Genomic DNA, 15,466 nt, shown 5'->3' with positions numbered 1-15,466 from the left:
TTTATCAACATGTCAAGCAAACAACCAAGCCCTCTGGCAAAGCGGGTGCAAAGATAGAGACTTTTAAATTCAAAACAAGAGAAATCAAACTTTATTTTTAAAGAAAAAAAGAAGAAAGAAACTAAAGGGCTGAAATAGAAAGGAATAAGAAGGAATAAGAAGGAATATTTTTTTCACAGGGAAATGTTAAAAATGCGTTTCCGGAGAGTACTTAACCTTATGTGTGTGTATAGGTGGTGGGTGGGGCACCACCCTATATTACACACACAACTCGCATATGGGTCTAAAAAACGTGTTTTTATCAGTTGGTAAGGAAAGGAAAGGCAGTGAGAATGGGAAAAAAAAGCAGTGAGAATGGAAGGAGAAGTCAGTGAGAATTTGGGAAAAGGCAGTGAGAATGGAGGGGGAAGGCAGTGAGAATTTGGGGATTAGGGGTTAATTTGGCTCTAAAAGAAATCTGTTCGTTGTACTCTGTGGGTGACGTTACCGAAAAAAAGGGGGAAACAAGGGCGGAAGTTCGAGGTAAAGAAAGAGGCTATCTTATATTTGTTTTAAGATAGCCTCTCTTACAAAGAAGCAACGATAGTTAATTGTTTCAGCTAAATCCACCGCCTTGTAAAAACACTCCTAAGTCCAATTTGTTAGTTTTATATCCTATAAATGAAAAAAAATGGAAATACTGCTTAGAGACTGCCGAATAAAAACAAAAAACATATATAATATTGTGTAGTAATCTATTTTTCGCTCTTTCGCCAACAGGTTATATTTGTATCTTTGCACAATGAAGACAATACTCTCCACACTCAATGCCAAATACATACACACTTCGCTTGCGCTAAGATGGCTCTATGTAGCCAACAAAGAACGGTTCGATATTGAGTTTATGGAGTTCACTATCAAAGAGGATGTTGCTAAAATTGCCAGCGAACTCCTCGCCACACAATGCGATATACTTGGGCTTAGTGTTTATATCTGGAACGTCACTGCTACCGAAAAGCTCATAAAAATACTTAAGGAACAGAAGCCGGAACTTATCATTATTCTGGGTGGACCAGAGGTAACTTACGAACCGGAACACTTCCTGAAAGAGTGGCCTATTGACTATGTTATTAGTGGAGAAGGCGAGTTCGTATTGGGAAAATTATTGCACGCTATCGAAAACAACAAACCAAAAACCATCCCCAGCGTATCTATTAAGGAAAACATTAGTTTGATAGTGGCAAAAGCCGATCTTGAGCAATTAAGCAAACTCCCCTCCCCTTACCAATTAGAACAGGACAAAGCGAACCTTAGTAATCGGATGGTTTACTTTGAAACATCACGAGGTTGTCCCTATCAATGCCAATACTGTCTTTCTTCACGCGAGAAAGGTGTTAGATATTTCCCTGAGCAGTACATACAAGAGAACCTCTTGTATTTGATTCATTCCGGTGCGCGGCAGATTAAGTTCCTCGATCGTACGTTCAACCTGAACCGCACACACACGCTTTCTGTTTTTGATTTCCTGATGAAGCACTACCGCAAGGGACTTAGCTGTCAGTTTGAAGTCTATGCCGACCTGCTCACCGATGACGTTATTGAATATCTCAACAGACAATTGCCTGAGGATTATTTTCGTTTTGAGATAGGCATACAATCTACATACGAGCCAACAAACCTTGCTGTAAATCGCAAACAAGACTTCCGCCTATTGGCAGAAAACATTCAGAAGCTAATGAAAGGAGGAAAAGTGGCTATGCACCTAGACTTAATAGCCGGACTGCCACACGAAACATTCACACGCTTCATGCGTTCTTTCAATGACGTATTTGCCCTGCGTGCTAAAGAAGTTCAACTTGGTTTTCTGAAAATGCTACGTGGAACCAAACTACGCAATGATGCCGAAAAATATGGCTACCAATACAGCGAACAAGCCCCTTACGAAATATATTGTAATGCAGCCATATCCGTCGAAGAGTTGCAACGCATACACCATGCCGAACATGCCTTAGAGAAATTCTGGAATAGCGGACGATTCAAACAAAGCATGAACAAGATATTCGACACGTACTATGCGGGGGGCTATTTTGAGTTTTTCGATGCACTGGGACTGTATTATAATAAGCAAGGATATCCTCAAAGGGGCTATCAACTGGAAGATTTGTTTCGTTTCCTCAACAATTTCCTGCAATCTATAAACATTGATTTATCTGCAGAATTGCGCAAAGACTATTACAACAATTATCACATCAGACCACAAGGCTACTGGCAAGAAGAGTTTGAAAAAGGCGAAAGGAAAAGACTTCTTTACCTGATTGGGCAAGACAAAGCATTCTTAGACAGACATAAGCTCACCCGGCAAATTGTTGAAAAGAAAACCGCAATTAACACATTAAGCTCAAACAAATATCTGTTAACGGTATTTGAGCAAGAAGAAAACGAGACCATCCGCAGGGAAATAACCTACTGCCCTAATAGCAATTAATAACCAAAATCATCATTGGATATCCACTCGCTAAGCGTTAATGGTTTGGTGTTATGGAAGTAAACAGGTAACAACTCGTCGATGATATCATGTCCTTTTCGGCTATTGGTAAAATAGACTAAGTACTTCTCGACCTTAGGAGCTATAACAAACAGTGCCTTGAAGTTTCCGTTATCGCCCCAGTGATGATAAATATCACCTAGCTCTTCGTTATGTTCTATCCCTATACCAAGCCCCCATGTTATCTGCTTATCATACGGACGCTCTATTTTATTCCTTTGAGCAACACCCGTAGGCGTAAGCATCAGACGATGGGTTTCGGGCTTCAAGCCTACGCCATCAATCAATGCGTTTTTAATAAAACGTGAATATTCTTTTGCCGAAGTACGTAATGTGTAGGCCGAACTCTCGCGAGCATATCTGTACTTACCTGCATTTCCACCTTCACGGTTGTAGCCATCGGCGGCAATCAGCGTATAGTTCTCTTTCCAACCATAGCTAGTATTTGGCATATCAAAAGGAACAAAGACTTCTCTTTCGGCTATTTCCTGCAAAGATTTTCCTTCAATATTTTCTACGGCACGCTGCAAGAAAGCAAAAGCTTCACCCGAATAGCTAAAGATGGAATCGGGTTCATAAAGGAAAGAGATTTTCGAAGTTGGCCACGCGTCACCCGAAGGTCCGGCAGCCCAATTATACAATCCCGTACGATGACTAAGCACCATACGAGGGGTAATTCTCCACGCCCATTCTTTATTCTCAAAGCGATCCACATCCGTATAAGTGGCAACAGGCGCATCGAGATCTATCGATCCTTTATCGAGCATACGTAATACGATGTAGGCAAACACCGGCTTACTCAACGAAGCTGCCTGAAAAACGGTAGAAGAGTTGGCAGAAGCCGGCACAGAGTCTATCTGCGAAAGCTCAAAGGAAAGCGTATGCTTTTTGTGTACATACTCCAGCTGAATCAGCGGAAGTGTTGCTTCTTCTGCTATTTTCTGGGTTTCGGCAACCATCAAATCATCTGCCGAAGTCGTTGTACATGCTCCCATAAAGAGCAATACAAATAGAAACAAAAGATACGCCCTTATCATCACTTAATGAGTTTGTCCAAAATTCATATTAATCACCGCATACTCGGAATTGGTGCCGATACGATACTTTCCACCCCACAGGCCAATGCCCGAAGTAACATAAATATGCGAATTTCCTTTCTGCAGATAACCATGCGATTTCTCATAAATAGCTTTAGTAATCAGCGAGATAGGCCATACTTGTCCATCATGTGTATGTCCAGACACTTGCAAATCCACATTAAACTGTTCTACCTCTTCCAACTCAAAAGGTTGGTGATCGATTACAATAATAGGCTTGGTTTTATCCAATGGATCGGTTAAATCCCAAATTTTCTTGCGTCCAAAATAAGCTCTATCATCACGACCAACTATGTAGAATTGATTATTTATCAGCTTAGCTTCATCACGCAACACTTTAATTCCGGTCTTCTGAAGAAATTCTTCACTCTCCTTAACTCCCGAAATATATTCGTGATTGCCCAGTGCCATGTAAACTCCATATTTAGCCTTAATGGTTTTCAGCACATTGGCAAAGCCACCTTCCTCAAGTGGCTGAACAGCATTATCAATCAAGTCGCCTGCTATAAGCACCACGTCCGGATTCTCCTTATTAATAAGATCTATCCACCCCTTCAATTCATCAACACCTATACTATAGCCCAGATGCAAGTCACTAATGGCTACGATTTTCAAAGGAGCACCTGTTGCTACCCCTTTAGCCGTACTAATATTCAGCTCAACCCTATCTTTCTTCTGATAATTGAAATAACCGAATATCATAACTAAAGTCACAAAACCAACGACTCCACCAAAACCAATCCAACTCTTATGCAATATTTTTCCTATCGGTAGCAACCCTGTTATGCGAATAATATCAAACAGCAAGAATATCAACGCAAAATAAAGTGCTATAACAATCCACGAAGTACCTATTTTATATAAGCAAGAAGCAATACCTACTGGAAGTATATCTCGCATCAAGAACGAAAGAAAGAATGAAAGAAAGGCCAAAATGCCAACAACAAGCACAGTGCCGCGTGCAGCCAGTATCGCAGGTAACATATAAACCAAGCGATATATAACATAGAAATTAATACCAGAAAGGATTAAAAGCATCAAAAGGAATTGAAATGTTTTCATATTTCAGCTGTTTTTTTAGATAAAACGAATTCTTAATAAATCATGATAAGCTATACAAATAAGATTGATTTTACACCAATCGCATTGTGTTATTTCGGGATATGTTGTTTTCATGCCGTAAATATAATGAATTGTATGGATAAAAAAAAAGGTCACTCATCACGAGCAACCAATCTTTATTAACCTTAAATCTAATACTATGAAAAACACTATACAAATGTAAGGGCAAACCTGGTATTCTGCAAACAAACCAGCAAGAAACACTTCTTTTATAACATTGATTAATAAGTTTGCTACATATTTTAAGAATGTTGTTACGATAAAGTTACAAACAAAAAGCCCCTGAGGTACTTTTACACCACAGAGGCTTTCCTATCTATCTGCAAAAAAGTTATTGCTTATTATCAAATACCACTTCGCCGTTTTTCTTTAAAGTGATGTGTCCTTGCCACTCTTCATAAAGATATTTATCATTCATCATCTTCACTCCCGAAGCTGTTGTGTCACGGTTTAGTTGAAATTTGGTTCCATTAAACTCGACTGTGGCAACTCCTTTTATATTGTCAAAAACAATATTCATTTTGTTTCCCTTACTATCTTCTATAGAAGTTTTCACAAGATCAGTCTGTCCTGCCGAAGCAATACCACCAACCTCCTTTTTATTATCATTCCCGCAAGATGTCAGCAGCATAAATGATAACAGCGCAGTTACAAAAACAATTTTTCTCATTCTCTTCTTTTGTTAGGATTAGTACATGCTATGATTTCGCAAAGCATTCATAAATTATACTAATAACAAAGCCAGACATAAATTGTTTTAGTGTTTACTGCTTTTTTAGAGTTTTTCCAATTTTACTGTAAAATGACGCATAATAGGTGCTTCCCAAGCAATACGAACTCCACGTGTAATAGTCTCTCTACGATCGAAAACATTTTTCAAAGCAACTGCAATTACATCCATGTGGTTGTTGGTGTAAACACGTCGTGGAATAGCAAGGCGTAACAAGTCTATACCACCAAAACGATTTTCACGGGTAATAGGGTCGCGGTCGGCAAGCAGGTAACCTATTTCGCAGCCACGAATACCGGCTTCGAGATACAATTCTACCGTAAGCGTTTGTGCCGGAAATTCTTCTTTAGGTACATGCGTCAGGACTTTAGGGGCATCAACAAAAATAGCATGCCCACCTGCAGGACGTTGATAGGGAATGCCGAATTCGTCTAAACGTTGTGCCAAATAAGCTACTTGTTGTATGCGGGTTTCTAAATTGTCGAACTCCGTGTTTTCGTCCAATCCTACCGCGAGTGCATTCATGTCGCGTCCATTCATTCCACCGTAAGTAAGGTATCCTTCGTACTGTACGCAGTATCCTTTAGCACCTTCAAACCACTCTTCTTTACGTGTAGCAATGAAGCCACCCATGTTTACAATACCATCTTTCTTGGCACTCATGGTCATACCGTCGGCAAGGGCAAATGTTTCAAGACAAATTTCCTTTATGGTTTTATTTTGATAGCCTTCTTCGCGCGTCTTAATGAAGTATGCATTCTCGGCAAAGCGAGCCGAATCAAACAACACAGGTTTGTTGTACTTATTGGCTAGAGCACGCACATCTTTCATATTTTGCATAGACACAGGTTGTCCGCCGGCAGTATTATTAGTGATGGTTACAATAATAAACGGGATACGATCGCTGTACTTCTGTAGAGCATCCTCCAATTTCTTGATGTCCACATTACCTTTGAACGGGAGCTCCAACTGGGTATTTTTAGCATCGTCGATGGTGCAGTCCAAAGCAACTGCTTTGCGTGCTTCAATGTGCCCTTTTGTCGTATCAAAATGTGAGTTACCGGGTATTACATTTCCCTCTTTAACTAAATAAGAGAAGAGCACATTCTCTGCCGCCCTTCCTTGATGAGTAGGAATTACGTATTCAAATCCGGTAATTTTTTGGATGGTTTCTTTCAAATTGAAGAATGAGCTGGCTCCGGCGTAACTCTCGTCACCCAACATTAATGCCGCCCACTGACGATCACTCATTGATCCGGTCCCTGAGTCAGTAATAAGATCTATATATACTTGTTCGGATTTAAGTTGAAACACGTTGTAGTACGCTTCTTTAATCCACTGTTCCCGTTCTTCACGGGTACTTTTACGGATGGGTTCCACCATCTTTATTTTCCATGATTCGGCAAATGGTAATTCCATGGCATTACGTTTTAATTGACAATAAGTCAGATGTTTTGGTTAATATAGATATTTTCGTGTCGAATTTAGTAATTATTTTCGATACAAAACAAAAATTACTGACTTTTTGCTATAAAACAAGAAAGATATTAGAGTATATCTAATAATTCGGACAAGGTTCCAATAACGATTCCGTTGTAGTCTTCATCGGGGTTTTTGGTTAGCCAAGCGGTTTGGCATCCCAAACTCATGGCAGGAGCAATATCATTCTTCATAGAGTCGCCCACTACAAGAATTTGTTCGGCAGGAACACACGCCGAGTCAATGGCTAATTGCCAGATGGCAGGATCGGGTTTGCGAAGTCCTACCAGAGTAGAATCTATCAATACGTCGATGAAGCGCAGGAAGTCTGCCTCTTGCAGCACCGTTTTAAGATTTCCGTAATAATTGGAAACGATAAAAAGTTGGTATTTACCATATAGTTTGGAGAGCACTTCGCGACTTTCGGCATAGGTACCTTCGGTTATAGAGGTAGTTGCCGCTTCGGTTAGTTTCAGCGCAAGTCGTTCTTTATCATCATTGGTCAGGGATAGAATATGCTTCGCCAGATAGTCCATTTCGTATCGACTCTTAAAAAGCAGGTTTTCGAACAACCCGGTTGTAGTTGGGATGGGGTGTTTCTCCAACTCGCGTTCGCCAAACACATAAGCATCCCAAAACTCTTCGCGGGTAACGGTGATGTCTCCCGTAAGTTTTGTCTGCACCAGTTCCCACAAAAACGAAAACCAATGCAGCCCGGGCAAATCTAGTGTGCCACCGTAGTCAAACGCTACCACCTTTATATTAGTTAGTTTCTTCATGCTTCTTGTTTCCTATTTTCATCAGGGCAAGCCCAATAACGATCCAAATCAATTCGCGCACACGGGTTATCAACGCCGTATACACACCGTATGCTCCCGATAATTGCAAGCTACCTACGGCAATGGCAAACCCTCCTTCTCTACCTCCCACTTGCATAGGCATAAAGAAAAGCAAGTTGGCGATAAGCGATGAGAAAGCTACAATCAGGATGCAACTTATAAAGTTCACATTGGTAGAGAGTATATTTAATATAAGCCATACCTCCAGACAGCCCAATACCCGAGCTACAAATTCCATAGAAAGAGCGAAGTAAAAGGTACGTTTGCGCTTTTGGTGCAGCAATGCAATCTGTTTATCAATGTTCTGAAGGGCTTCTTTGTGTTTCTCGGCAAAGTTTCTGGCATATTTCTTCAGAAAAGGTATCTTACCACACACCCGCACAAAGGCAACCGCCATACCCAACCGGTATCCGCGAATAAAGAGTATCACAAAGAAAGCACAAAACACAATGGTAACACTCAACACAATACTCATAAAGGTATTTATGGGGTATAGACAAATGTATATCAGTACTGCCACAAGCCAAAAACAAAAGTGCGAAAAGATATGCATCATTACGTAGAGAATAACCGAAGAGGTGGCACGTTCTACACCAACATAGGGTTTCAACTCCATAATACGATAAGGTTCGCCACCCATCAATCCACCGGGTGTTACGTAATTAAGGGCAAAACCAGTTATCGTTAGTTTGAAGACGCGAAGAAAAGGTACATATGTTTGTTTTCCATCGCGAATGATTTCGTACCAGGAAAGTCCATTGAGCAGGTAAATAAAAAACCAAAGCAACACTATCAAGGGGAAATAATAACCTGCGCGTTTTAGATTGGCCCACAGTTCGGTATAGTCCATATCGAACGTGAACAACATAATAATAACGGCAATTACTCCAAAACCAAGAAAAATATTGCGATACTTACTCTTCACTGGGGTTACTCTCTTTTAGTTGGTTGTGTAGTCGCTTACTAAGCGCTTCGTGTTTATAAATCATATAAATGAGCAGTCCATTCAGGATTGTCAGTTCAAAGATAAAATAAATCCACGGCATCTGAACAAACAAACCGATAAATAGCACCAAGACCCGTGTGTTAAAGGAGAGGATATTAGTGTATTTCATTAGTGGTTTGCTAGCTGCGCGAAACTCGTCGGCAAGGGATTTTGGAATGTTTTCGCCATAACATTGCCGTACATACATAAAGAAAGCCTGGAACTTAGGTGATTGTTTTTCTTGCCCGGCTGTGTATCGTGCGTAAAGAAAGTGATAGACCTTCGCTACAAAATTTCCTTTCCAAGGCAACGCGTTGTAAGATTCTTGCTCTTGCACGGAGTTGTCCAACTCGCTCCCTGCTTTCCCTTTTAAGAAAAAGAGATGCACATTGCGATAATAATCTGCCATAGCAGCTTGTTTGCTGTGACAAAGGCCAGCCAAAGCAGCCATAAGCCAAATATAATACGACCAATCCGGCATAAGGCGTAAACAAATGGCAATGTAAATGGAGGCGAACCAAAAATCGCCTGCTATTCCATCCAATGCTCTACCTATTTGTGTTTTTTGTCCGGTAAGCCGTGCCAATTGCCCATCAGCACTATCGTAAGAGTTTGCCCAAATAAGCAACAGCATACCTATTATATTATAGTATAAGCTATCGAAATAAAAAAACACTCCTGCCGCTACACCTATTACAATAGAGGCAATCGTTACCGTATTGGGATGTACACCCAACTTGCGAAACAATAATGCCCATCCATAACCGATGGGTCTATAAAACACCAAATCAATGGGTTCTTCCGTATCCATCGATTTCAGTGTAGACTCTATAGTAGAATTTTCTCCGTTAGCCATGATAATTCTTTATTTTTTGCAGGATAGCAGTTGCAATCATTTCTCCGGCCTGTTCGCGGCAAGGTGCGAAACTTGGCCAGTCGTTAAAGTCAATGATACGTATGCTACCGTCTTGCGAAATAATACAATCGCCTCCATAAACATCTACATTCAATACCCGGGCAGCAGCATCGCAAATCTGTTTTAGTTGCTCTGTCGAGAAAGGAATTCCTTCGGGTTTGCCGTTGATAGTTTCGTGACCAAACTTACTGTGGTTCTTCTCGAAAGGATAGAAGTGATAAAAGAAAGGAGTACCCGCCACACCGTAGAATTTAAGTAAATCGCCTTCGAGGTGTTCGTTGATAACAACTTTTTTAATACCGCGCAATGCATACTCGGACATAATTTCACGCAAGTTCTGTGCATTGCGCACATAGGTTACGTCTTCTTGATGAATAGCATGAAAATCTCCACGCTTTACCCAGCAGGGACTCACTTCTTCATTGGCAGGAAAGGCTGTAACCAGTTCCTTTACATCAACAATAGTGCTTTGAGGATGTGGTATATTGTTTTCTAATAGAAGACGTGTCATTTTTTCGCGGGTACAATTCTCTATACCAAACCCCGAATTCACAGCCAGTCCACCACGTTTTTCAAACTGTTGTAGTTTGTGCACAGCTTCTTCGTTACGAAGCATAGTAACCACTACGTCTTCGTTTATATCTTTACTAAGAAATTCTTGCTCGGTATATTGATTCACCTTCAGCCCTGCCACTTTCAATGCCGCGCAAACCGCTTCAAAGATAAGGGCATCGTTGCCTATATTATTGGGAGAGAATAAGGTGTGTCTTTTAACCGCTGCAATTTCCATATACTTCATTGCTAATTATCTTGAATAAATAATTGTGCCTTCTTTATATCCGACTCGTGGTCTACGTCTATTATTTTAGAAAAAGGATATGCCGTAGCCTGTAGCCCTGAACGCACAATCATTCGTTGAAAGTTTCGCATACGCGAAAGCCCTTCTTGCATAGCTTGTTGAAACAATGCAAGTACACGTTCGTTCATGCCATATACTCCACCCGACACATACTTTACACCCGGCGCAAATTGGTCCAAGAAGTCAACAATGTGCAGCGCCTCATCGGTTTGTACATAAAGTGGTTTCTCATCGTCTATATAATCGGTAACAGCCATAAAAGCATCACTGGCGGTATCCCGGCGAAAGGCTTCAATGTAAGCGGCAAACTCTTCTTCGCGAAATATAGGGTCAACCGTGGTTAGACAAAACTTTCCTCCTTCAAGGAAGCGCGACAGTTCGTAAAAACTATGTAATGAATCGGGTGTACTTTTAATAATGAGGTTGAACGGAATGGGGAGTTCCAGCGATTGAAGAAACTGACGAACATCTGTCATTTCTTCGTTAATGATTACGCTGATTGAAGTAGCACCGTTTGCCAAGAAAATACGGAAAAGACGTTCTATCATCTTTTCACCGTTTATCTCCAATAATGGTTTTGATACTCCGACCCCTTCGGCAACTAAGCGAGACCCCTGCCCCGCTGCTATGACAGCAAAATTCATTTCTTTAAAAGCAAAAATGGAGGGAGTGTCTTCTTTTTGACCACCCTCCATTATATTATATTAATCTAAATAATCTATAGTCTCTTCGCCAATCATCTTACGAAGTGTGTTCTTCAATTTGGTATATTGAATGAACAAATCGTGTTCGGGGATGTGGTCAAAGTCGTGCATTGGGCTCTTGAAATAGAATGACAACCAATCCTGAATACCACTCATACCTGCGCGTTGCGCCAAGTCAGCAAACAATACCAAGTCCAGACAGAGCGGTGCGGCAAGAATTGAGTCGCGACAAAGGAAGTCCACCTTCAACTGCATAGGGTAACCCATCCAGCCCACAAGGTCTATATTGTCCCAACCTTCTTTATTGTCTTTGCGTGGTGGGTAGTAGTTAATACGCACTTTGTGATATACATCTCCGTACAGTTCGGGATATAGTTCGGGCTGAAGTATTGTATCAATAACCGATAATTTGCTCACTTCTTTAGTCTTGAATGAATCCGGATCATCGAGAACCTCACCATCACGGTTTCCTAAAATATTGGTAGAGAACCATCCGCTCAATCCCAACATACGGGTTTTCAACATCGGAGCCAATACAGTCTTCAACATTGTCTGACCGGTTTTGTAGTCTTTACCACAGATAGCCACTTGCTTTTGTGCGGCAAATTCCCACATGGCAGGAATGTCTACGCAAAGGTTGGGTGCGCCCATAATGTAAGGAGCTCCTTCGGCAATAGCAGCGTAGGCATAACACATACTTGGCGAGATGACATCTGTTTTGTTTTCTTTCATCGCTTTCTCCAACGACGCAAGTGTTTTATGTTCCTCGCACATAGGTAGATACACTTCTGTACTTGCCGACCAAATAACTACCACACGGTCGCAACCATTGGCTTGTTTGAAGTCACGAATATCTTTACGGATTTGCTCAGTCAGTTCCCAGCGGGTTGGTGCGTTTTTCACATGTGTTCCGTGTAAACGTTTCACCCATTCCTGGTCAAAAGCTGCCGGCATTGGCTTAATGGCTTTGAGTTCGTCTTTCACACCATCCAAGTCTTTTTGTGAAAGTACTTCGGCATGTACAGAGGCTTCGTACACATCTTCGCTAAAGATATCCCAGCCACCAAAAACAAGGTCGTTCAGGTCTGACAAAGGAACTACATCTTTAATTTTAGGGAAGTTGTTCTCATTTCGTTTTCCTAATCTGATTGTAGCCAATTGTGTTATTGAGCCGATGGGTGTAGATAACCCTTTACGAACTGCCAATGTTCCAACTACAAAAGTTGAAGAAACAGCTCCACCAAGTCCCACTACCAGGATACCTAATTTACCCGTAGCAGGTTTAATATCGTTCTTCATTTCGCTATTTTGTTATTTTATTATAATTAATAATTGCAAAACTAACCAATTATCTTAGAATACAGAAGTTTTTTTTCAAAAGTAATTTGACATGTTTTGCTTTTCACAACCAAAATTATTAAAGAAAAATAGAACTAAACAAAAAAGAGGATTGTACTATTAATCATTTATACAATTTTACTGTTTTTTTCACTATTTGGGTTTTTGATAGAGGAAGAGAGGGGAAACCCTGTAGGCCAAAGATAAAGCTTCTACTTGGGGAAGGTGATACAAAATTTTGTCAAACCATCAGAGTAGGTACGCAACGAGAAAGCACAATCATGCTGTATCAACACTTCACGAATAAAGATTAGCCCAATTCCTTGCCCATTGGGTTTAGTCGAAAAGAAAGGACTAAATAATTTTTCTTCCACCGCTTTGCTGATACCTTTTCCGTTGTCTATAAATTCAACAGATGGTTGTGCAGTAGTACGTATTATAATATTTCCGTTGCACCCAATACTCTCTATAGAGTTCTTTATAATGTTGACAAACACCTGCTCAAAGAGCGAGGCATCCAACATCACAATTGGCGAGGCTTCTGCCTGGAGTGCAATGGTAATGTTCCTTTCCCGGCACATTTGTTCCATAAAACGGATACAAGTTAACACCAGCTCATTCAAGTTGGTTTGAGTGGTGTGTGGTTCGGGTATTTTCACCACATCGGCAAAACGGGTAATAAACTGACTCATGGAGTAACAACGGTCTATACATACTTGCATCACTTCACTGATATCTTCGGTGTTATCTATTTCAGCGAGGGCGTCGTTAAGCGAATCGAGGGTTGAAGAAATGCCTGCGGTGGTGTTATTAACCTCGTGGGCAATCATGCGTATCACCTTTTCGTAGGCTTTCTTTTCGGCTTTCATCACCTCGTCGGTAAGGCTTTCTATAAGGTAGAATGATTGCGGAAAACCCTTATTAATAAACGAAGAGTGGGTGCATTTATACGTATTGGCATCGCCCAACCTCACTGCCTTGCTTTCGCCACGAGGAATCGTTGCCAGCTCGGCTGCCAAAGGAGAGTTTAGTGCCGACAGTTTAGTACCTTCTATAACCGGTACATTAAGCAGCTGCAATGCCATAGGGTTAGTTTCTGTTATTTCGTCATCGAGCGAAACAATAATAACACCCATAGGCGACGCTTTAATCAATAAATCAAGAAAGTGATTCTGCTCGCGCAATCGTAGCCGTTCATCCTTGAGTTGCTCCATCATGCGATTGAAGATATCCACAACCTTGTCTGCTTCGAACTCGCCCACCCTACTCAACCTGCTACTAAAGTCTTGTGCGTTAAGCAATTCCATACCATTGCCAATGGTGCGCAAAGGTTTTATTATTTTGTTATAGAATACGATGAGATAAACAAACACAAGGATTATCATTCCTTCGATGGTATAGAAGAGCCAAGGGGTGGATTTTGCGCCAGCATATCCGAGTAACCCCAATATGACAAATAGCAGCGTAGCGAATATGATATAAAGACCTCTTATTCTCATTTCCCTGTGTGACTCTTGTTATTCGTTCACCTTTATATTATATTTCTCCAACCGTCGGTAAAGTGCGGCGCGACTAATGCCAAGCGCTAGTGCCACCTGACTAAGATTTCCTTTATAGCGATCGAGCGTTTGTAAAATAGTGCGTTGTTCTATTTCATCCAACGTCATACCCGACAACGAAACGTCAGCCTGTTTCTCTCCCTTGCCTCCCTGATACATCTTTTCAAAGTCGATCGTATCTAAGCGTTCTTTTCCGTTGATTAAGATGGTGCGCTCCACCAAGTTCTTCAGTTCGCGAATATTTCCCGAATAAGGCAAACGGGTAAGATAACTCATGGCTTCCGAAGATATCTCCACCGCCGGCAAACCATTTGTTTGGATAAGGTTGGAGGCGAAATGGTCAACCAACAAAGGTATATCAGTCCGACGTTCGCGCAGTGCGGTGAGGTGTATGGTAATCAAATTAATACGGTAAAACAAATCTTCACGAAAAGAACGTTCGCTTACCATTTTGCGCAAGTCGGCATTGGTGGCGCTTACCACGCGGAGGTCTACCTTGCGAGGGCGACTATCTCCCAGTACTTCAAAAGTTTGGTCTTGCAGCACCCTAAGCAATTTAACCTGACAAGACACATCCAGTTCTCCTATTTCATCGAGGAAGATCGTTCCTTTATCTGCCAGTTCAAACCGCCCTACCCTATCTGACGAAGCATCGGTAAAGGCACCTTTCTTATGACCAAACATCTCGCTCTCGAAAAGGCTTTGCGAAATACCACCGAGGTTCACCTTCACAAAAGGTTTCTTCTCTCGTTGGCTATTGTTATGAATGGCTTCGGCTATGAGCTCTTTTCCAGTACCACTTTCTCCGGTTATAAGTACCGAAGCATTGGTGCGGGATATGCGAGAGACGGTATTCAGTACTTCATTAAGTTCCTTCGAATTGCCTATTATCTTCTCCCGTCGTAGTCTGTTTTGTTCTACTTCCTGTACCTTTATGGGCGAAGCATTGGTTAGCTGCAGGGCGGTTTCTATACGCTGTAACAGAGCGGCATTGTTCCATGGCTTGGTAACAAAGTCAAAAGCACCTGCCTGCATCCCCTGTACCGCCAACTGAATACTACCCCATGCCGTCATCAAGATAACAGGCACATCGGGTAGGAATAGTTTTACCTGTTTCAGCAGTGTCAAGCCTTCTTCACCCGAAGTAGATAAAGAAAAGTTCATATCCATCAACATGAGCGATGGCTTTCCGGCGCGCACTACCTCAATGGCTTCTTTAGGAGAAGCCACTGCCTGTACCTCATAGCCTGCCCGCTTTAGCATAAAGCACAAAGAGGAACGTATGGAAGCATCATCATCAATTATCAGTATCAT

The 15,466-nt window shown here is 41.4% G+C and carries 13 protein-coding genes; 1 reads left to right on the top strand and 12 read right to left on the bottom strand.

Annotated elements, in window-relative coordinates; all coding sequences use genetic code 11:
- The first annotated feature begins 781 nt into the window (after positions 1-781).
- The gene (locus D0T50_RS05945) at positions 782-2,464 is read left to right on the top strand and encodes a B12-binding domain-containing radical SAM protein (RefSeq protein WP_163222600.1); all 1,683 of its coding nucleotides are present in this window, start codon (positions 782-784) and stop codon (positions 2,462-2,464) included.
- Here D0T50_RS05945 and D0T50_RS05940 read toward each other — a convergent pair.
- From D0T50_RS05940 to D0T50_RS05885, 12 genes are all read right to left on the bottom strand, one after another.
- On the bottom strand, positions 2,461-3,519 hold the full coding sequence (locus tag D0T50_RS05940) for a serine hydrolase (RefSeq protein ID WP_163222599.1): 1,059 nt from the start codon (positions 3,517-3,519) through the stop codon (positions 2,461-2,463). The genes D0T50_RS05945 and D0T50_RS05940 overlap by 4 nt on opposite strands.
- 45 nt (positions 3,520-3,564) lie before the next feature.
- The gene (locus tag D0T50_RS05935) at positions 3,565-4,683 is read right to left on the bottom strand and encodes a metallophosphoesterase (RefSeq protein ID WP_163222598.1); all 1,119 of its coding nucleotides are present in this window, start codon (positions 4,681-4,683) and stop codon (positions 3,565-3,567) included.
- Between the two features lie 391 nt (positions 4,684-5,074).
- On the bottom strand, positions 5,075-5,413 hold the full coding sequence (locus tag D0T50_RS05930; protein WP_163222597.1) for a hypothetical protein: 339 nt from the start codon (positions 5,411-5,413) through the stop codon (positions 5,075-5,077).
- A 105-nt stretch (positions 5,414-5,518) separates the two neighbouring features.
- Positions 5,519-6,892, bottom strand: coding sequence for a tryptophanase (locus D0T50_RS05925; RefSeq protein WP_163222596.1), 1,374 nt, complete (start codon positions 6,890-6,892; stop codon positions 5,519-5,521).
- 128 nt (positions 6,893-7,020) lie between these two features.
- Positions 7,021-7,731, bottom strand: a complete 711-nt coding sequence (locus tag D0T50_RS05920) for an HAD family hydrolase (RefSeq protein ID WP_163222595.1) — start codon at positions 7,729-7,731, stop codon at positions 7,021-7,023.
- Positions 7,715-8,716, bottom strand: coding sequence for a lysylphosphatidylglycerol synthase transmembrane domain-containing protein (locus tag D0T50_RS05915; RefSeq protein ID WP_163222594.1), 1,002 nt, complete (start codon positions 8,714-8,716; stop codon positions 7,715-7,717). Before D0T50_RS05915 ends, D0T50_RS05920 begins: the two co-directional genes overlap by 17 nt.
- On the bottom strand, positions 8,706-9,632 hold the full coding sequence (locus tag D0T50_RS05910; protein WP_163222593.1) for a CDP-alcohol phosphatidyltransferase family protein: 927 nt from the start codon (positions 9,630-9,632) through the stop codon (positions 8,706-8,708). The genes D0T50_RS05915 and D0T50_RS05910 overlap by 11 nt, the downstream gene beginning before the upstream one ends.
- Positions 9,625-10,491, bottom strand: a complete 867-nt coding sequence (locus D0T50_RS05905; protein WP_163222592.1) for a hypothetical protein — start codon at positions 10,489-10,491, stop codon at positions 9,625-9,627. Before D0T50_RS05905 ends, D0T50_RS05910 begins: the two co-directional genes overlap by 8 nt.
- A gap of 2 nt (positions 10,492-10,493) precedes the next feature.
- Complete coding sequence (locus tag D0T50_RS05900) at positions 10,494-11,195, bottom strand: NTP transferase domain-containing protein (RefSeq protein WP_163222591.1); 702 nt, start codon at positions 11,193-11,195, stop codon at positions 10,494-10,496.
- Between the two features lie 60 nt (positions 11,196-11,255).
- The gene (locus D0T50_RS05895) at positions 11,256-12,554 is read right to left on the bottom strand and encodes an inositol-3-phosphate synthase (protein ID WP_163222590.1); all 1,299 of its coding nucleotides are present in this window, start codon (positions 12,552-12,554) and stop codon (positions 11,256-11,258) included.
- 251 nt (positions 12,555-12,805) lie between these two features.
- Positions 12,806-14,092 (bottom strand): PAS domain-containing sensor histidine kinase, encoded by a 1,287-nt coding sequence (locus tag D0T50_RS05890; protein ID WP_163222589.1) that lies wholly within the window; start codon positions 14,090-14,092, stop codon positions 12,806-12,808.
- Positions 14,093-14,110: 18 nt separating this feature from the next.
- Positions 14,111-15,466: a sigma-54 dependent transcriptional regulator gene (locus D0T50_RS05885; RefSeq protein ID WP_163222588.1), complete on the bottom strand. Its 1,356-nt coding sequence runs from the start codon at positions 15,464-15,466 to the stop codon at positions 14,111-14,113.

The sequence above is a fragment of the Bacteroides sp. 214 genome, assembly GCF_010501015.1.
Lineage (GTDB): Bacteria > Bacteroidota > Bacteroidia > Bacteroidales > Bacteroidaceae > Bacteroides.
Note: the sequence above shows the minus strand (reverse complement) of the source record. Positions and strands in the feature narration are given on the sequence as shown.